The following is an 18383-nucleotide window of genomic DNA, read 5'->3' on the forward strand; positions in this document are numbered from 1 at the left end:
GTTCCCGCACGGACGCCGTCGCCTTTGGCGAAGCGAGCGGGCTTCAAACCCGGGAGGCGCAGCCGCTCGCGGGCGGATTCGATGCCGGTTGTTTCCCGCATCAGCGGCGTGAGTTTTTCTGTTCGATCGCGCTGGTGCCCGACATCCTCGGGTGTCGCAGGTGCCATTCCGTCGCCGCTTGATACGCATCCGCAACGCACGCGAGCCTGGCTTCGGAAAAGTGCGCGCCGATCATCTGAAACACCAGCGGCAACCCGTTCGCGGACATGCCGCACGGCAGAACGATGGATGGAATGCCCGCCATGTTGAACGGGCATGTAAACCGATGGAGATCCGCAATCAAAGCGTCGTCGACCTTCGACATCCGCTCGATCGTCGGCACGCCGCCAGCGAGCACCGGCAGGGCCACGATGTCGACGACGTCGAACACGGCCGCGAGCTTGCCCCGGAAGACCTCACGTCGCAGGAGCAATCGCTGGAGCGCCATTCCGGAAAGTGCGCGGCCCTGTTCGATCAGCGCGGCGAGGCTCGCACTGTATTCGTCCTTGCGCGACGGATACGTGGCCTCGTGTGCAAGCGCCGTTTGCACGGCGCAGACCGGGAACCAATCCCGGATCATGTCGCTCACGTCGGGCAATGTCACGGCGACGATTTCCGCGCCGAGTTCGCGCAGTACCGCGATGGCGTTCGATATCGCGTGCTCGGTCGCGTCGTCGAGGCGAGCGCCGAGCCACGAATCGTCCACGCCGAGCCGGATGCCTTTCAGATCGCGAGTCAGCGCGTTCGAGAAATCGGGGACGGGCAATCGGGATGTCGTCGGATCGGCAGGGTCCGTGCCCGCGATCGCTCCGAGGACGGCGGCCGCGTCGGCGGCGGAGCGTGCAATGACGCCGACATGATCGAGCGTCGCGGCGAGTTCGAAGGTCCGATGGCGGGAGACGCGGCCCCATGTAGGCTTGATGCCGGTGACGCCGTTGGCTGCCGCGGGAAGCCGGATCGATCCGCCGGTTTCCGATGCGAGCGCGGCGTAACAGAGTCCCGCGCAGATGGCGACGGCGCTGCCGCTGGACGACGCGCCGGGCCAGTACGCGTCATGCCACGGATTGCGCGGAGCCGCGAACGGCGTGCGGTGCTCCGCATACGCGCCCTCGGTCATCGACAGCTTGCCGAGCATCACCGCGCCGGCGTTTCGCAAACGCCGGACGACCGTCGCATCTTCGTCGGCGACGGCGTTCGCGTGAATGCTCATGCCGGCCGTCGTCGGGACGCCCTTCATGTCGAAGATGTCTTTGATGGCGACGGGAATGCCGTGTAGCGGCCCCCGATCGATTCCGCGCGCGATTTCCTGCTCGGCGCGTCGAGCGTCGGCGAGCGCGGATTCCGCCGTGACACGGTTGTATGCGTTCAGATGCGGATTGAGTTGCGCGATGCGTGCGAGCATCGCCTGCGTCAGTTCCACCGGAGACAGGCGCCCTTGCCGCAATTGCGACGATACGTCCAGCAGGCCGAGATACTCGAAATTCTCGTGCATGGCTATAGGCTCCTGATCGCACAAAAGGGAGCGGCCCACGGACGACAATCGATCGTCGTCGAGCCCGCGCGTATCTGTCGGCTCGAGACGTCGAACGGCTGAGCCGGTTTGCGGCACGAGTGCCATCATCTCTCGATTTGACGATCGAACGGAACAACGACGGCGCCGCGACAACGCAACGTCGATATTCGATCGGCGACGATTGCAACAATCGTCGCGAATCACGAGAACGACGCAGGCATCGCCGCGGCGATCGTTCTGTCGATTCCCTCGGCTCTCGCTTCCGAAAATGATCGCGCGCCGGCGAATTCGCTTCGCCGGCGCGCGATCCGTCATCGCTCATCGCATCCGGTACGGCCGCCTGCGCCGGATAGCCGAATGCCGTCCGAATGCGAACGATCCGCCCGCGCGATCAGAACAGCAAATGGCGAATCGTCGCATCGGTCACGGAAACGTTGTTTTCCGGATCGCTGGGGACGCCATAGTTGTACGCCGCGTACCCCGACTGGGAGCCCACGGGAATCACCGCGTTCAGGTGGAAGATGATCGGAAGTTGCGGGCCGATCCCCCAGTGCGGATTCCAGTGCAGGTTCGGATAGCCGACCAGATTGATCTGCTGGGTCTTGACCGGAAAATTCGGATCGCGTTGCTTCTTGACCGGCGGGAAATAGCCGAAGTCACCGTGGATGATGAGATCGACGAATTCCGACGTGACCTTGGGCGGCTTGTTCTTGCCCCAGGCGATGCGGCCGAAGCCGGTGATGCGATGGCTTTGATCGTCGAAATGCAGCTTGAGCTCGACGGTCGGGGCCGAGACGGACGACGGAGTCACTTCTCCGCCCGTCACGCTGTAGACGTTGTGAACGATGTGCAGCAGGACGTCTTCTTCGGTGGTGGTAGCCATGATGCGAACTCCTATCTTGATGGTGACGACGACCGTCGTGCCGATTCGGCGGCTCCAGTCGCGCCGGGTGTCGGCCCTTTGCAGACGGGCCATGCTTGAGTTCGTGAAACGGGAATCGCCTTGACGAGACGCATGTCGATCGACATCGCGGTTTGCAATTTGATTTTCTGTTTGATTGGATAGGTCTTGCTTCCTCGTTTTTACGGGATATGCGCATCTTGTGTCGGCGGTGCGCTTGCGGGAACCATCGTAGGTGGGAAAGGTGCGGGGGGAAACTACAAGTTCTGGTAGTCCGATGCGGAGAAGAGCGGGAGGAAATCGAGAGAACGCGGAAGAGGAGCAAGAAGGGGGAACAAGAAGAGGCGTGCGCTCGATGGCCGATTCCGGATGGCCGGCGTCCTGAGCATTCCTGACGATCGCGTCGGATTGCCGATCGGATGGCGGCGCCGCCGCCATCCGTCGTCACCGTCACGGCTGCTGAAGTCGAATATCGCGCGAAGACGCTCCCACGTAAATGCGTCCGCCGTTCGCGAGCGTCCATCCGTTCCGGTTCGTATCCCACACGCGCCGCATCTCGGAAGGAATCACGATGCGCACGCGCCGCGCTTCGCCTGCGCGCAGGCCCACCTTGTCCCATCCGACGAGGCGCTTCGGCGGCTCCTGCGGGTCGTCGAGATCGCCGAGATAGACCTGCGGCACTTCGGCGCCGGCGACCGTGCCGTCGTTGGTGAGCGTGAACGACACCGTCGTCGCATCCGGGTGCTGCTTCACTTCCAGCCCGGAATACGAGAAGTGCGTGTACGACAGGCCATGACCGAACGGGAACATCGGCGCGATGCGATTCGCGTCGTACCAGCGATAGCCGATCTTCAGCTTTTCCGAGTAGACGGGGTTCGGCGCGAGCGTGCCGCCGGCGCCCCAGGTCGGCGTGTCCTCGTCTCGCACCGGGAACGTGACGGGCAGCTTGCCGGACGGGTTGACCTTGCCGAACAGCACGTTGGCAATCGCGTTCCCGCCGCCTTCGCCGGGGAACCATGCCTGAAGGATCGCGCTCACCTGGTCGCGCCACGGCATCAGCACCGGATTGCCGCTCTCGACGACGACGATCACGCGCGGATTGGCCTGCGCGACCGCCTGGACGAGCGCGTCCTGATTTGTCGGATTCGCGAGCGCGAGGCTGCGCAACTCGCCGAAATCCTCGCCGGCCGCTTGCGTGACGAAGACGATCGCCACGTCCGAGCGCCGCGCCAGATCGACGGCCGCATCGATCTGCTGCTGCGTATACGCGGCGAACGGCGATTGCTGGTCGCTGTTTCCGGCGAAAGCGACCGTCGCGCCCGGCGCGAGGTTGCGGATCGCCTGGACGATCGGCACGTCGAGCTTCAGCCACGGATTCGGCCACCAGTTGCAGCCCGTCGTCGTCGGGAACGTCAGGCCGCCGCATCCGGCGAACGCGCCGGTGACGGGATGCCGCGTATTGCCCGATCCGCCGCCCGTCAGCACGGCCGCATCCGCATGGCCGCCGATCACCGCGATCCGCTTCAGGCTCGCGGCGTCGAGCGGAAGTTGGCGATCCTGATTTTTCAGGAGCACGATCGACTGTTCCGCCGCATACTGGGCAAATCGATTGGCCGCGGCGAAATCGATCGCGCCGCCACCTTGCGGCGGATCGTCCATGACGCCCGTGCGGATCATCGCGTAGAGCTTGCGCCGGACCATGTCGTCGAGACGCGCCGGCGTGATCTCGCGATTCGCGAGCGCCTGCTTGACGAGATCGGGCGTGAGGAACACGGTCGGCCCGACGTCTTCCTCTTCGTCGAGCCCGGCGTTGATCGCGTTCGCGGTGCTGTGCGCGGCGCCCCAGTCGGACTGCACCTGTCCCTGGAAGCGCCATTCGTTCTTGAGCACGTCGGTGAGCACGTGTGTGTTCTCGCAGGCATAGTCGCCATTGATGCGGTTGTAGCTGCACATCACGTTGCCGGGGCGCGCGGCCTTCATCGCGATTTCGAACGGCAGCAGATAGAGCTCGCGCAGCGTGCGTTCGTCGATCTGGTCGTTGCCGCCCATCCGGTTCGTTTCCTGTTCGTTGCCGACGTAGTGCTTGATCGTCGCGATCACCTTGCGGTCCTGCGTGCCGCGCGTGCGTGCCGCGAGCATCTCGCCGGCGAGAACGGGATCTTCGCCGAGATACTCGAACAGGCGCCCGCCGCGCGGCTCGCGCGCGAGGTTGGTGCCGCCGCCCAGGCCCATCGCGAATCCTTGCGCGCGCAACTGACCGGCGATCACCGCGCCGAATGCATACGAAAGGCGTTTATCCCAGCTCGCCGCGAGCCCGATCGTCGCCGGAAACGTCGTGCTCGGCTGCGACGTGCTGCCCGAGCCCGTCGCCGAATCCACCATGTTCAGATCGGGAATGCGAAGCCGCGGAATACCCTGGATGAAGCCTGCGCCGCCGCCTGGCACGTCGCTCATTTGGTACTTCGAATGAATGAGCTGCAGCTTCTCGTCGAGCGTCATCTGGCGAACCAGCAGGTCTGCGCGGCGAAGCGCGAAATCGTCCTGAAAGGCGAAGTCCTTCGACGACGCGCCGTTTTCGGCGGCATGCGAGAAAACGCACAGCGTGGCGGAAAGAAGGGCGACGGAAAAGTGTTTTGCGTGCATGGGTTTGTCTCCGTGAATGCCTGTTTCGTTCTGGCGCTTGGCGCGACACGTCACGCCGCGCGAGCGTGGGCTCGCCGTAGCGACGTTGCGTCGTCAAGCGTGTGACGGATGAAACTCGATCATGCGTCGCGGGCAGCCGGGCGCAGCCGGTGAAGCATTCGGCGCGAACGGCGGGCGCGTGGAGATGTAGCAAAACTTCAGGGTTAGTGATAGCGCATAAGTAGACTGACTACAAGTAAACTTTTGAACGATTTGGTTATCGATCGATGCCGTTTTGGATTCGCGAAGATTGGGCCGCGCGTGCGCAATGGATCTGCGCTCGGCCGAGCGGCTTCGTGGCTGGCGGCGCGCTGTCGAACGATGTTTTGGTTGCCGAATCGTCGTCGGGTTGGCGGCGGATTCAATGCCGACGTTCCAGGCCGACCTGCAGCGATTCTGTCGCAGCGACGCGCAGGAACGGCACGATCAGCAGCAAGGTTGCGAAGGCGAGCACCGCGAACGCGGCGCGCATGCCCAGCGGCTCCGCGATCGCGCCGGCGAGGCCCGCGCCGATCGGCATCGCTCCCCAACTGAACAGGCGAGCCGCCGCGTTGTACCGTCCGAGCAGCGGCCCCGGCACGAGATGCTGGCTGATCGTTCTTGCATTGACCGTCCACAGCGTGCCGCCCAGGCCGCCCGCGAATGCGCTCGCCGCGATGGCCCACAGATTCGTGCTCAGGACCGGCACGGCCATCATCGCGAACGTGCCGAGCAGATCCGTCAGCATGACGGCGCGCCGCCCGAAGCGGCGATTCAGCGAGGCGACGGTCAGTGCGCCGACGAAGCCGCCGATGCCGAGCGCACTGACCGTCACGCCGTAGCCGCGCGAGTCGAGACCCAGGGTCGTCGTCGCGAACAGCGGCATCAGCGCGAGCCATGCGCCCCAGCACATGCAGAGCACCGTCAGCGCGACGGCCATCAGCCGGAGCAGCGGCTGATGCCACAGGCATCCGAGCCCTTCGGCAATCTGCCGGCGCACGGGCTCCGGGCGCGCGTGCGCCGCATGCGCGACGCGAAACCGCCCGATCAGGAAAAATAGCGTGACGATGCCGGCGAAATAGCCGACGGAGACGGCGCCGAGTGCGATCGCCGTGCCGGCCGCGACCAGCATTCCACCGGCGAGCGGGCCGCAGAATTCGTTGCAGACGGTTTCCGCGCCGGCGATCCACGCGTTGGCGCGCTCACGGCCCGAGGGCGCGACGGCGTCGGGAATCAATGCGGCCGCGGAAGTGAGCGCGACGACCTCGGCGACGCCGAGCGTCAGGCCGCTTGCGTACAACATCGGGAGCGTGACGCGGCCGGACAGCAGCAGGGCGACGAGCAGCGCTATCGCGGCAATGCGCATCGCGTTCGCGATCCACAGTAGCGCGCGGCGATCGACGCGGTCCACCAGCACGCCGACGTGAAGCGCGACGAGCAGCCACGGCAGCGTCAGCGTCAGCGACACGCCCGAGACCCGCGCGGGGGAGTGCGTGAGCGTGGTCGCCATCAACGGCAGCGCGACCTTGGTCACGCCATCGGCGAGATTCGTCAGGGCGGTGAAGACGACGAGAACGGCGGTATTGCGATTGCCGATGGCTTCGCTTGCCTGCGAGGGTTCCGCGATTGACGTCAACACGACCTCCGATTGGATGGCGGCGCCGCGCGCACGCCGAGTTTTCAGCGCATTGCTCGATCGGCAACGCGACGAACGCGAACGCTACGCCTGCCGTCGATAACCGAGCGCCGCGCTCGTTGCGTCGGCTTCCCGCCGCAGCGCGGCCGCGAGTTCCGCCTGAGCCATCGCATCGATCGTCGAGTCGTCGAGCAGGCCGAGAAACAGCCGCCCCGTCGCGGACCCGAGCAGCGACAGCACCGAACCCGCGCGCACGTTGACGATCACGGGCAGCCCCGGTTCCTCGATGCGCAGGATCGTCGGCCCGCGATTGCCCATCACCGCGACGAAGCACGTCAGCGCGAGCGTCTCGCGCAGCCGCACGAGCGCGGGCTCCGCCGCGCGGATCGGCTCGGCCTGGCGCATTGCGGCGACGCCGATCAGCAACGCCTCGGTGCCGAGGCAGTACTGCTGCGTGCCGCGGTCCTGCGACACGAAGCCTTCCTCGATCAGGCTCGCCAGATAGCGATGCACCTTCGCCGGACTCTCGTCGACGTGCGCCGCGAGCGCCGTCAGCGTCGCGCGTTCGCCGAGCCGGGCCAGCCCCTTGAGCACCGCCATGCCGGTCGCGGCCGCTTGCACGCGCTGCCGGCGCTCGCGCGGAGCGGACGGATCGGCGGCGGACGCGGTCGCATCGCGCGTTCGGGTACGGATGGCTCTCGCGGGTTTCAGGGTAGGGGCCTTTTTCGTCATCCGGGGATTGTAGTGCGTCGTGCGGAGTGGTGGAGCGTCGCCGGCAGGCGCACTGCGCCCGCCGCGTGACTACGATAGGAATGCGATGCAGGTTAACCCCTCGATCATTGCTTTGCGCAATGCGTACTAGAGTTACGCAAAATGTGATTCGACCACTGGAGGACTGCCATGACGCATCCCGTGTCCACGCCGCCGGCTTTGCCTGCCGCGCAGTGTCCGTTCCATCCCGCTTCGGCGGACGTCGCCCCGCATCCAGCCGGTTGCCCGGCGAGCGCGGCGGCGGCGGCATTCGATCCGTTCGACGACGCCTATCAGCAGGACCCGCCCGAATATGTGCGCTGGGCGCGCGAGCAGGAGCCCGTGTTCTACAGTCCGAAGCTCGGCTACTGGGTGGTCGCGCGCTACGATGACATCAAGGCGATCTTCCGCGATAACCGGACGTTCAGCCCGTCGATCGCGCTCGAGAAGATCACGCCGACGGGCGCCGACGCAAACGCGGTGCTCGCATCGTATGGCTATGCGATGAACCGCACGCTCGTCAACGAGGACGAGCCCGGGCACATGGCGCGGCGGCGTCTGCTGATCGAGCCGTTCACGCCCGATGCGCTGCGCGCGCACGAGCCGATGGTGCGGCGGCTCGCGCGCGAATACGTTGACCGCTTCGTCGACGACGGCCGCGCGGACCTCGTCGACCAGATGCTGTGGGAAGTGCCGCTCACGGTCGCGCTGCATTTCCTCGGCGTGCCCGAAGAGGACATGGACACGCTGCGCCAGTACTCGATCGCGCACACCGTCAACACGTGGGGAAGGCCGCGGCCCGACGAGCAGGTCGCGGTCGCGCACGCGGTCGGGCAGTTCTGGCAGTACGCGGGCAAGGTGCTCGAGAGGATGCGCGAGGATCCTTCGGGGCCTGGCTGGATGCAGTTCGGCATCCGCATGCAACGCGAGCATCCGGACATCGTCACCGATTCGTACCTGCATTCGATGATGATGGCGGGCATCGTCGCGGCGCACGAAACCACCGCGAACGCCACAGCGAATGCGCTGAAGCTGCTGCTTCAGCATCCGCGCGCGTGGCGCGAGCTGTGCGAAGCCCCTTCACTGATTCCGAACGCGGTCGACGAATGCCTGCGCCACAATGGCTCGATCGCCGCATGGCGGCGGATCGCGACGTGCGACACGATGGTCGGCGGCGTGGCGATTCCCGCCGGCGCGAAGCTGCTGATCGTCACGTCGTCGGCGAATCGCGACGAGCGCCGCTTCGCCGATCCGGACCTGTTCGACATCCACCGCGACGATTGCGCCGATCACCTGACGTTCGGCTATGGCTCGCATCAGTGCATGGGCAAGCATCTCGCGCGGATGGAGATGCAGATCTTCATCGACGAGCTGACGCGCCGCCTGCCGCACATGCGGCTTGCCGAGCAGCGCTTCACGTACATGCCGAACACATCGTTTCGCGGTCCGGAGCATCTGTGGGTCGAGTGGGACCCGGCCGCGAATCCGGAGCGGCGTCGCGCGGATGCGCGGCGCTCGGCGCTCGCCGTGCGGATCGGCGAATCGAACGCGCGCAGCGCGGGGCGCGCATTGTGCGTCGACAGCGTGACGCCCGCGGCCGAGCGCGTGCTGCGCGTGCGCCTCGTCGCGCCCGACGGCGCGGCGCTGCCGCGCTGGAGCGCGGGCGCGCATATCGACGTCGAATGCGGGGATACCGGCCTTTCCCGACAGTATTCGCTGTGCGGCGATCCGGCCGAGCGCGGCGCATACGAGATCGCGGTGCTGCGCGAGCCGGCGAGCCGCGGCGGCTCCGCCTGGATGCACGAGCGGCTGCGGCCCGGCATGCGCGTGACGATTCGCGGGCCGCGCAACCATTTCCGGCTCGACGCGCACGCGGGCCGCACGATCCTGATCGCGGGCGGCATCGGCATCACGCCGATCGGCGCGATCGCGCGCGAAGCGCGTGCGCTCGGCATCGACTACACGCTGCATTACTGCGGCCGAAGCCGCCGGACGATGGCGTTCGTCGACGCGCTCGCCGCGCTGCATGGCGGGCGGCTTCGCCTGCACGTGTCGGACGAAGGCACGCGGCACGATTTCTCCACGCTCGACGTCGCGCCCGGCACGCAGGTCTATGCGTGCGGACCCGCGCGCATGCTCGACGCGCTCGCCGCCCGCGCCGCGCATTGGCCGGCGGACGCGCTGCGCGTCGAGCATTTCGCGGCCGCCGCGCCGCGCGTCGATCCGGCCGCCGAGCAACCGTTCGAAGTCGAGCTGAAGGATTCGGGGCTCACGCTGACGGTGCCCGCGAACCGCTCGTTGCTGGCGACGCTGCGCGCCGCGAACGTCGACGTGCAGAGCGATTGCGAGGAAGGGCTGTGCGGCTCGTGCGAGGTGCGTGTGCTCGCGGGCGAGGTCGATCATCGCGACAGCGTGCTGAGCGCGGGCGAGCGCGCGGCGAACACGCGCATGATGGCATGCTGTTCGCGCGCGAAGCGCGGGAGGCTCGTGCTCGAGCTGTAGCGCGAAACCCTTTGCCCGGTGCAGCGCGGACGACGACGGCGACATGACAAGGAAACGACGAATGACGACGCGAGTGGACGTGCGCGAGATGCTCGACAACCGCCGCTTCGGCGCATATCAATGGGCGATCGTCGCGCTGTGCGCGGCGTGCCTCGTGATGGACGGTTTCGACGTGCAGGCGATGGGCTACGTCGCGCCCGTCGTGATCCGCGAATGGGGGATTGCGAAGGAGGCGCTGTCGCCCGTGTTTGGCGCCGGATTGTTCGGCATGCTGATCGGCTCGCTCGTGTTCAGCGCGCTTGCCGATCGGATCGGCCGGCGTCCGGTGCTGATCGGCGCTTCGCAGCGGGGCTCGGGCTCGGCTGCATCATGCCGAACGCGATGGCGCTCGCCGGCGAATACAGTCCGCGGCGCATCCGCGTATCGCTGATGATGATCGTATCGTGCGGCTTCACCGTGGGCGGCGTGGCGGGCGGGCTCATCACCGCGGCGCTGATTCCGCACGTCGGCTGGCGAGCCGCGTTCTTCGTCGGCGGCTCCGGGGCGAGGCCGGCCCCGTAGATCGCCGGCGGCGCCCACCGTGCGCGATGCGCCGAACGTCGAGCGCGCCGGCATCGAATCGTTGCGTCGCGGCCTGGTCAAAGCGTCTCGCGCATCCTAATTTAAGAATATGCGTCGCCGCGCGATACGCGATTCGCGATTCGCGTCGACGCGAGCGAGACGGGAGCGGGTGTCCGGCATCGACAACGCGATTGCAGCCGGCGGTCCGCGAAGCCGCTATTGCGGCGAAGCGATCGCAATAGGTTGATCCGAATGAAATGCCGAGCCGGATTGACACGGCGATGTCAACGCGCAAGCGCGATCGAATGCGTGCTGCATCCGATGTGCGCCTGCGCGGCGGCGCCGCGTTCGTTCGGAAGCATCCGCACCTGCATTTCACGAATTTCACGAGCCGAGGAGAACCGCGATGGCATTCAAGATTCTCAGTTGCGACGGTGGCGGCATCAGGGGATTGATCACCGCGTTGCTCATTCAGGATCTCGATCGACGCAGCGGGGTCCTGGCGAAGGCGGACGGCTTCGCCGGCACGTCGACGGGCGGCCTGCTCGCGCTCGCGCTTGCGCGCGGCGTGTCGATTTCCGAAGTCGTCGACGTCTACCGGAACCGGGGAGCCGAGATATTCCAGGAGAGCGGCGCGTGGCTTGAGCAGAGAGAGACGATCGCGACGGGCGCGGCGAGCTTCGCCGCGTCCGCCGGGCCAGGGCTTTTCGCGTGCCAGTACGTGAACACCGGGCTCAAGCGCATCGCGCAGGAACTGCTGCGCGGCGGCGATCTGACCGAGTTGCGCAGGCTGACCGTCATCAATTCGTCACGGCTATGGGACCCGGCGCTGCGCAGTTGGTCCGCATGCACGTTCTCGAACGCGAGCGGCAATGCGTATCGCCATGTCGCGCTCGTCGACGCGGCGCTCGCGACGTCGGCCGCGCCTTCGTATTTTCCGCCGTACGAAGTGCCGTCGCTCGGCTATTTCGCGGACGGCGGTCTGTTCGCGAACAATCCTTCGATGACGGCCGTTTCCGAGGCGCTTGCGAGCCGTCTCGGCGGCGAGCTCGGCAATTTGCGGGTGCTGTCGCTCGGCACCGGCATCAGTCAGGAAGGAATCCGCCCGAGCGCGATCGGCGATCCGCTCAGATGGGGCGTGACGACGTGGTTTTGGCCCCTCGAGAGCCACGATGTGCCGGCATCGGCGCTGCTCGGTCTCACACTCGATACGACCGCGATGCTCGCGACGCAGCAGGCGACGCAATTGCTCGGCGGATGCTACCGGCGCGCGAATTTCGTGCTCGGCGAAACGGTCGGGCTCGACGACTGGCGCAAGGCGCCGCTGCTGGAGAGCGAAACGGCCGCGTACATGAAGACGCCGGCGTGGGAGGGCGTCTGCCAGTGGGTCGACGCGAACTGGCGCTGACGCCGCGCGCGAATCGCTCGCGAAAGATGGACGACGAAGACGGTTCCAGTCTTGAATGAAGCGGAATGAAAAGCGAATGCGAAAATAGTGCGTTAAATAGCCGTTTAACGAATTGAATGAGACTGAAGCCGATTATGTCCAATCGTCGGGATGACTGAGATTGAGTGATTCGCACGCGGCGCTTCTCGCGTTTTCCGGTATCTCCCACGTTTTCCCTAGTGCGCCTGATCGTTCGCGCTGCCGATATCCAAGAAAAAGAGAAATCGGGAATGAGGGCATCATGAGCGAACGAGCGAAAGCGAGCAGTCCTTCGATATCGATACACAGCAACGGGTCCGCCGGGGAGGACGACGCACGGCCGGCGTGTGCGGCGGGCGACGCGCCCGCCGACGAGCCGGTCGTGCTGCTCGTCGACGACGAGCCGAGCGTGCTGTCGTCGCTCAAGCGCGTGTTCCGCCCGAAGCGTTACCGGATGCTGTGCGCCGACAGCGGCGAAGCGGCGCTCGCCCTGCTGGCCGCGGGCGAAGTCGACGTGGTCGTGTCCGATATGCGGATGCCGCGGATGAGCGGCGCGGAATTTCTCGCGCGCGTGGGCGAACGGCATCCGGACACGATGCGCATTCTGCTGACCGGTTATTCCGAAATCGATTCGGCGGTGCGCACGATCAACGAAGCGGGCATCTACCGGTACCTGACGAAGCCGTGGGACGATCACGACCTGTTGCTGACCGTCGAGCAGGCGCTCGAGCAGCAGCGCCTGCGCCGCGAGACCGCGCGGCTCGACGCGCTCACGCGCAAGCAGAACGATGCGTTGCGCGCGTTCAACGCGGGGCTCGAAGCGCAGGTGCAGGCGCGCGTCGAGGAGATCCGCCAGACGATGCTGTTTCTCGAAGACGCGCAGCGCGACCTGACGCACAATTTCACCGCGATGGTTCAGGCGTGCGCGAACATGATCGAGCTGCGCTGCGGCGCGCCCGGCGGCGAATCGCAGCGAGTCGGCGAGGCGGCGCGCAATCTGGCGCTCGCGCTCGGCATGAGCGGCTGGCAAGCGCAGGAGCTGTTCTTCGCGGGGCTGCTGCACGGCATCGGCAAGCTGTCGTTGCCGGACGAGCTGCTGCACAAGCCGCTCGACCGGATGGCGCCGGACGAGAGCCGGCTCTATTTCCAGCACCCGTTGCGCGCGCAGATGGTGCTCACGCCGGTTCAGCAGCTCGGCCGCGTCGCGCACCTGATCCATCATCAATACGAGCGGTTCGACGGGCGCGGCACGCCCGACGGACTCGCCGCCAACGCGATTCCGCTCGGCTCGCGCATTCTGGCCGTCGCGCGCGACTTCGACGCGCTGTGCAGCGGCAGCATGTTCAAGCGGCTGTACACCGTGCAGCAGGCGATGGCGGTGCTCGTCTCGCAAGCCGGCCTGCGCTACGACGCGCGCGTCGTCGACCGGTTCGTCGCGCTCTCGAAAGAATCGCCGGCGCTCGACCGGCGCGCGAGCGTATCGCGAATCAACGCTTCGCAACTCGCGGAAGGCATGCGGCTTGCCGACGACCTGCACAACAGCCGTGGCATCCTGCTGATGACGAAGGGCAGCGTCGTGTCGTCGCATCAGGCCGCGCAGGTGCGCCGTTTCGAAGCGAACGAAGTGGCGCCGTTCGTGATTTTCGTCGATGCGGGAAGCGGCGAGCCGCCGCCGCGCGGCCTGCTCGATTGACGCATCGCGGCCCGCGGCGGCGATCGGCGCCGCGCCCGGCCACGAAGACATCGGCGCGTTTGACGCCGTCTGATGAAGGGGAGATCTGGCGTGACCTCGTTGTCCTCTTCGATTCCCGCCGTGCACTCGACAAGCGCTGCCGCGCGCGCTGTTCACGGCCGAGACCGCGCTGCTCGAATCGCTGCAGACGTTCACGATCGCGAGCGGGCTCGCCTGCGCGCCGCGCACGAGGAAGTCGATCTCGATTACCTGCGCGGGGACATCGGAACGCTGATCGACGAATCGATCGAGGGCGCGCCGCGCGTGCGGCGGATCGTGCAGGACCTGCGCGACTTCTCGCGGGCGGGCAGCGAGGAATGGAACTTCGCCGACATCCACGAGGGATTGAAGGCGACGCTGAACGTCGTGCGCAACGAGCTGAAGTACGAGGCGGAGGTCGTCAAGGATTACGGCGAGCTGCCGGCCGTCGAATGCATGCCGTCGCAGTTGAACCAGGTCGTGATGAACCTGCTGATGAACGCCGCGCACGCAATTGCCGAGCGCGGCACGATCACGATCCGCACGCGCCGGGACGGCGACGGCGTGACGATCGCGATCGAGGATACGGGCGTGGGCATTCCGGCGGACCGGCTCGCGAAGATCTTCGATCCGTTCCATATGACGAAGCCGGTCGGCAAGGGCACGGGGCTCGGGCTATCGGTGTGCGTGCCGGATGCGCCGAGTGTGCGGCAGCGGCGCTGGCGCCGATGACATGCGCGCTTTCGGTGCGCACGTTCGAACCGATTCGACGTCGCCCGGCCGGGTCTCATGTCGCGAGCGGCGTTTCATGCAGATGCCGCCAGACGATGCGCGACGCCGCGTCGTACTCGAACACGACCGTCGAGCGCCTCGTGTTCGGGCGATCTTCGCCGTCGATCTGCGTTTCCCGGTAGCCGATCACCGCGCCGTCGCGCCACGCGCCGATCCGTTGCAGTTCGTCGATCTCGATGCACAGCCCCGGACGTTGGCCGTGTCCCCGGCGGAACAGTTCGTCGAGGCCGGCGCGGTCGAGCGACGCGCCGCGCGCGGCGATCATCGAGAAATGCGGCGAAAAGCGGCCCAGCAATGCGGGCAGGCGGTCGAATTCGGCCTGCCCGGACAACCAACGCTCGATGTCGACGTGCGCGTCGATGACTTCCTGAAAATACGGGTTCGTTTCGTTCATGATCGACTCGATTGGGTGTCCACGGAAACAGCGGGCGAGACCGCCGCGCGACGCGAGCCGAGCCGCGCGACGAGCGGCAGCGGCAGCAGCGTCAGCAGCGCGCCGAGCGCAAAGCACTGACGATACGCAAGCGGCGCGGCGCCGCCGTTGAACGTCAGCAGGAAATTGAGCGCGCTGCCGAGCGCGGCGACGCCCAGGCAGAAACTCAACTGACGATTGAGGTTCCAGAGCGCGCTCGCTTCGCCCATGCTGGCGGCTGGCACGTCGAGAAACGCGGCGCTTTGCGACGTGCTCGTGCAGAGGCTCGCGCCGAAGCCCATCGCGGCGTAGGCCAGCACGCGGCCCGCCTCGTGCGCCGCGAACGGCGTCGCGAGCAGTGCGACGCCGATGCAGTCGATCACGATGCCGCAGGCGAGCAGCGGCCTTGCGCCGGCCGATGGGAAGACGCGCCGTGTTGTCGCGATCGCGGCGAACGATGCGGCGGACCACGGCACCATCAGCGCGCCGACCTGCGTCGCGCTGAGCCCCAGCGCGTTCTGCAGAAAGAGCGATGCGATCAGATTCACGCCCGTGAAGACGCCGGGCACGCACAGATAGACGACGATGCCGACGCGCAGGAGCGGCTGCGAGAGCAGCGCGAGATCGAGCAGCGGCGCGCTCGATCGGCGCGCATGTCGGACGTATGCGAGGCCGGCGGCGCACGCGGTCGCGAGCGCGGCGATCGCCGGCATTTCCGCGCCGCGCCGGCTCGCGAACGTGAGGCCGAGCAGCAGCGCGACGAGCGCGGCCGCGCTGAGGCCGAGGCCCGCCGCATCGAGCGTGCGAGGCGCATCGCTGGCGACGTCGGCAGGCAGCCACGCGAGCGCGAGCGCGCACGACAACGCGGCGAGCGCGAGCATTCCCGCAAACACCGCGCGCCACGAGGCATGGTCGACGATCACGCCGCCGAGCGCGGGCGACGTCGCGGGAACGAGCAGCGCGACCATCATCACGATCGATGTCAGGCGGGCGCGCGCTTCGCGCGGATAGGCGCGATAGGTCATCGCCTGGCCGACGGGAATCAGCAGGCCGCCGCCGAGCCCCTGCACGAGCCGCGACGCGAGCAGCGCGCCGATCGACTGCGCGCTCGCCGCGCCGGCGCTGCCGAGCGCGAACACGAGCAGCGACGCCGCGAGCAGACGGCGCTCGCCGAACCGGTGCGCGAGCCACGCGCCGAGCGGAATCACGACGGTGAGCCCGAGCATGTAGAGGTTGCCGATCCACGCGAGCTGCGCGACCGATGCGTGCAGCTCGCGCTGCAGCGCCGGGTATGCGGCGTTGATTGCGAACATGTTCGCGAGGTCGATCGAGAAGCCGAGCAGATAGACGGCGGCGATGCGTGAGCGGGCGGACATGGAAGCAGCCGGTGACATCAGGCTGCGTAGTGTAAAGTCCGCGATCCGTGGCCGTCAGTCCGATTGCCCGGATAGACTGATCGAAAAATTTTGACAATCGAGGGCGCGATGGTGAGCTTGGATCGTTTCGACGTATTTCGCGCAGTCGTGGAGGCCGGTTCGTTCACGGGCGCGGCGGACGTGCTGAACCAGGCGCGCGCGGCCGTGAGCTTCAACGTCAAGCAGCTCGAGGCCGAGCTTGGCGTGACGCTGCTCACGCGCACGACGCGGCGCGTGGAGTTGACCGAAGCGGGCGAGCGTTTCTACGAGCGCTGCCTGCGCGTGCTCGCCGAAGCCGAAGAGGCGATCGACGATGCGCGCGGCGAGCACGGCGGGATGCAGGGCAGCTTGCGGGTCACGTCGACGGTCGAATACGCGCTGCGGGTCGTCGCGCCGGCGCTGCGCGAATTCACGAGCATGCATCCGGCGCTGCGCGTGCGGCTCGAGACGCATACGTCGCAGGCGGACCTCGTGCGCGATCGATTCGATGTCGCGATCCGGCTCGGCCGCTTCGAGCAGTTCCAGGACTTGCCGTACCGGGGCGTGTGCATCGACACCTACGACGTGCGGCCGGTGGCGTCGCCCGCGCTGCTGGCCGAGCACGGCGCCGCGCGAATCGAATCGCCGGACGCGCTCGCGCGCTTGCCGCAGCTCGGGCACAGCCGTCTGTCGCAGGTTGCGTCGTGGTTGCTGCACGATCGCGACGGGCGAGAGCACGTATATCGGCCTGCGGCGAAGCCGCATCTGATTGCGGACAACGCATCGGTGCTGTGCGCGTTCGCGCGGCAGGGCAGCGGCGTCGCGCTGCTGCCCGAGTGGCTCGTGCGCGACGATCTGGACAACGGAACGTTGATCGACGCGCTGCCGGATTATCGGTTTCCGCAGCAGGGCGTCTATGCGCTGTATCCGTCGACGCGGCACGTGCCGCAGAAGGTTCGCGCGTGGGTCGATTTCATCAAGTGCTACGTGCGGCGGCGCACGGAGGGCTGATGCGGGGTTGGGCGTGCCGTCTCTGGCGACGAAGGGAGCGGCATGGCGTGAGCCGCGCAGCGGGCGTTGCTTCGGCGCGTTGTGAAAACCACCCGCGTCGTTCACAATGCCCGATAGCTCGAATCGAGCCTTCGATTCGACCGTGGGCTCGTCGATCCGGGAGGGCGCGTGCGTTTCGACATCACCGATCTGCGTCTGTTCGTCGCCGTCGTCGAGGCGGGCAGCATCACGCACGGCGCGAGCCGGGCCAATCTGGCGCTCGGCTCCGCAAGCGGACGCATCAAGCAAGATGGAGGCGACGGCCGGCGTGCCGCTTCTCGTGCGCGAACGGCTCGGCGTGAAGCCGACGGAGGCGGGCACACGCTCGATGCGATCTGCCGCCTCGTCGAAAACGGCGTCGGCGTATCGGTGGTGCCCGAGTCGGCCGCGCGGCGCTGCAAGCGAACGATGTCGATCAAGACGCTCGAGTTGCGCGACGACTGGGCGCGGCGCGATGGCGATACCCATTCTTTCTTCAACAAGGAGGCGAGCATGAGCACGACGATTTCCGCGTATCGACAAATCGGCGACAAGCGGTTTCGCGAGATATCCGGCCTGTATTTCGAGGATTTCGAGCCGGGCAACGTCTATGAGCACCGGCCGGGCCGCACGATCACGGACGTCGACAACATCTGGATGACGCTCCTGACGATGAATACGCAGCAGGTGCATTTCGATGCCGAATACGCGACGAAGACCGAATGGAAGAAGCTGCTCGTCGACAGCACGTTCACGCTCGCGCTGCTGACCGGCATGAGCGTGCGCACGGTCAGCGCGAAGGTGGTGGCGAATCTCGGCTGGGACAAGGTGAGGGCGAGCGCGCCGGTGTTCGCGGGCGACACGCTGTACGCGGAATCGACGGTGCTGTCGCGCCGCGAATCGAAGAGCCGGCCGACGCAGGGGATCGTGACCGTCGAGACGAAGGGCGTCAACCAGCACGGTGTCGTCGTGATGTCGTTCGAGCGCACGATGCTGATCTACAAGCGCGGTCATTCGCCGGAAGCCGACGCCAACTACTGAACGGCGAAAACTGAA

The 18383-nt window shown here is 66.8% G+C and carries 11 protein-coding genes and 4 pseudogenes; 8 read left to right on the forward strand and 7 right to left on the reverse strand.

Annotated elements, in window-relative coordinates:
* Positions 1-100 precede the first annotated feature (100 nt).
* The 5 genes and pseudogenes from WT16_RS26910 to WT16_RS26930 form a co-directional block, all read right to left on the reverse strand.
* Positions 101-1531: an amidase gene (locus tag WT16_RS26910; protein WP_063534612.1), complete on the reverse strand. Its 1431-nt coding sequence runs from the start codon at positions 1529-1531 to the stop codon at positions 101-103.
* Between the two features lie 412 nt (positions 1532-1943).
* Entirely contained in the window at positions 1944-2435 is a 492-nt protein-coding gene (locus tag WT16_RS26915) for a DUF1842 domain-containing protein (protein ID WP_063534613.1), read from the reverse strand.
* Between the two features lie 468 nt (positions 2436-2903).
* Complete coding sequence (locus tag WT16_RS26920) at positions 2904-5096, reverse strand: glycoside hydrolase family 3 C-terminal domain-containing protein (RefSeq protein ID WP_006028696.1); 2193 nt, start codon at positions 5094-5096, stop codon at positions 2904-2906.
* Positions 5097-5496: 400 nt separating this feature from the next.
* Positions 5497-6750 (reverse strand): MFS transporter, encoded by a 1254-nt coding sequence (locus tag WT16_RS26925; protein WP_063534614.1) that lies wholly within the window; start codon positions 6748-6750, stop codon positions 5497-5499.
* A gap of 141 nt (positions 6751-6891) precedes the next feature.
* Positions 6892-7535: pseudogene (locus WT16_RS26930) on the reverse strand (helix-turn-helix domain-containing protein); the annotation flags it as partial.
* A gap of 115 nt (positions 7536-7650) precedes the next feature.
* Between WT16_RS26930 and WT16_RS26935 the strand changes: the two are divergent.
* The 5 genes and pseudogenes from WT16_RS26935 to WT16_RS26955 form a co-directional block, all read left to right on the forward strand.
* Positions 7651-10002, forward strand: coding sequence for a cytochrome P450/oxidoreductase (locus WT16_RS26935; protein ID WP_063534615.1), 2352 nt, complete (start codon positions 7651-7653; stop codon positions 10000-10002).
* Positions 10003-10063: 61 nt separating this feature from the next.
* Positions 10064-10542, forward strand: a pseudogene (locus tag WT16_RS34125) (MFS transporter); the annotation flags it as partial.
* Positions 10543-10969: 427 nt separating this feature from the next.
* Entirely contained in the window at positions 10970-11971 is a 1002-nt protein-coding gene (locus WT16_RS26945; protein ID WP_063534616.1) for a patatin-like phospholipase family protein, read from the forward strand.
* 280 nt (positions 11972-12251) lie between these two features.
* Positions 12252-13682: an HD domain-containing phosphohydrolase gene (locus WT16_RS26950; RefSeq protein WP_063534617.1), complete on the forward strand. Its 1431-nt coding sequence runs from the start codon at positions 12252-12254 to the stop codon at positions 13680-13682.
* A 207-nt stretch (positions 13683-13889) separates the two neighbouring features.
* Positions 13890-14384: pseudogene (locus WT16_RS26955) on the forward strand (ATP-binding protein); the annotation flags it as partial.
* 103 nt (positions 14385-14487) lie between these two features.
* Here WT16_RS26955 and WT16_RS26960 read toward each other — a convergent pair.
* Both WT16_RS26960 and WT16_RS26965 read right to left on the reverse strand, forming a co-directional pair.
* Positions 14488-14886, reverse strand: coding sequence for a hypothetical protein (locus tag WT16_RS26960; RefSeq protein ID WP_063534618.1), 399 nt, complete (start codon positions 14884-14886; stop codon positions 14488-14490).
* Positions 14883-16280: an MFS transporter gene (locus WT16_RS26965; RefSeq protein WP_059932332.1), complete on the reverse strand. Its 1398-nt coding sequence runs from the start codon at positions 16278-16280 to the stop codon at positions 14883-14885. The genes WT16_RS26960 and WT16_RS26965 overlap by 4 nt, the downstream gene beginning before the upstream one ends.
* A 108-nt stretch (positions 16281-16388) precedes the next feature.
* Here WT16_RS26965 and WT16_RS26970 point away from each other — a divergent pair, with 108 nt between their 5' ends.
* The 3 genes and pseudogenes from WT16_RS26970 to ripB all read left to right on the forward strand — a co-directional run bounded on the left by WT16_RS26970 (position 16389) and on the right by ripB (position 18368).
* Positions 16389-17309, forward strand: a complete 921-nt coding sequence (locus tag WT16_RS26970) for a LysR family transcriptional regulator (protein WP_009915589.1) — start codon at positions 16389-16391, stop codon at positions 17307-17309.
* A gap of 168 nt (positions 17310-17477) precedes the next feature.
* Positions 17478-17801, forward strand: a pseudogene (locus WT16_RS33095) (LysR family transcriptional regulator); the annotation flags it as partial.
* A 39-nt stretch (positions 17802-17840) separates the two neighbouring features.
* Entirely contained in the window at positions 17841-18368 is a 528-nt protein-coding gene (gene ripB, locus WT16_RS26975) for a (R)-specific enoyl-CoA hydratase RipB/Ich (RefSeq protein ID WP_063534980.1), read from the forward strand.
* Positions 18369-18383: the final 15 nt, after the last annotated feature.

It is taken from the genome of Burkholderia sp. MSMB1589WGS, assembly GCF_001636105.1.
Taxonomy (GTDB): Bacteria; Pseudomonadota; Gammaproteobacteria; order Burkholderiales; family Burkholderiaceae; genus Burkholderia; species Burkholderia humptydooensis.

What these genes read in the sequence shown, in the direction of transcription:
- WT16_RS26970 (WP_009915589.1), top strand. Translation starts at nt 16,389, where the DNA reads ATGGTGAGCTTGGATCGTTTCGACGTATTTCGCGCAGTCGTGGAGGCC.
- WT16_RS26960 (WP_063534618.1), bottom strand. Translation starts at nt 14,886, where the DNA reads ATGAACGAAACGAACCCGTATTTTCAGGAAGTCATCGACGCGCACGTC.
- WT16_RS26965 (WP_059932332.1), bottom strand. Translation starts at nt 16,280, where the DNA reads ATGTCCGCCCGCTCACGCATCGCCGCCGTCTATCTGCTCGGCTTCTCG.
- WT16_RS26950 (WP_063534617.1), top strand. Translation starts at nt 12,252, where the DNA reads ATGAGCGAACGAGCGAAAGCGAGCAGTCCTTCGATATCGATACACAGC.
- WT16_RS26920 (WP_006028696.1), bottom strand. Translation starts at nt 5,096, where the DNA reads ATGCACGCAAAACACTTTTCCGTCGCCCTTCTTTCCGCCACGCTGTGC.
- WT16_RS26945 (WP_063534616.1), top strand. Translation starts at nt 10,970, where the DNA reads ATGGCATTCAAGATTCTCAGTTGCGACGGTGGCGGCATCAGGGGATTG.
- ripB (WP_063534980.1), top strand. Translation starts at nt 17,841, where the DNA reads ATGAGCACGACGATTTCCGCGTATCGACAAATCGGCGACAAGCGGTTT.
- WT16_RS26915 (WP_063534613.1), bottom strand. Translation starts at nt 2,435, where the DNA reads ATGGCTACCACCACCGAAGAAGACGTCCTGCTGCACATCGTTCACAAC.
- WT16_RS26910 (WP_063534612.1), bottom strand. Translation starts at nt 1,531, where the DNA reads ATGCACGAGAATTTCGAGTATCTCGGCCTGCTGGACGTATCGTCGCAA.
- WT16_RS26935 (WP_063534615.1), top strand. Translation starts at nt 7,651, where the DNA reads ATGACGCATCCCGTGTCCACGCCGCCGGCTTTGCCTGCCGCGCAGTGT.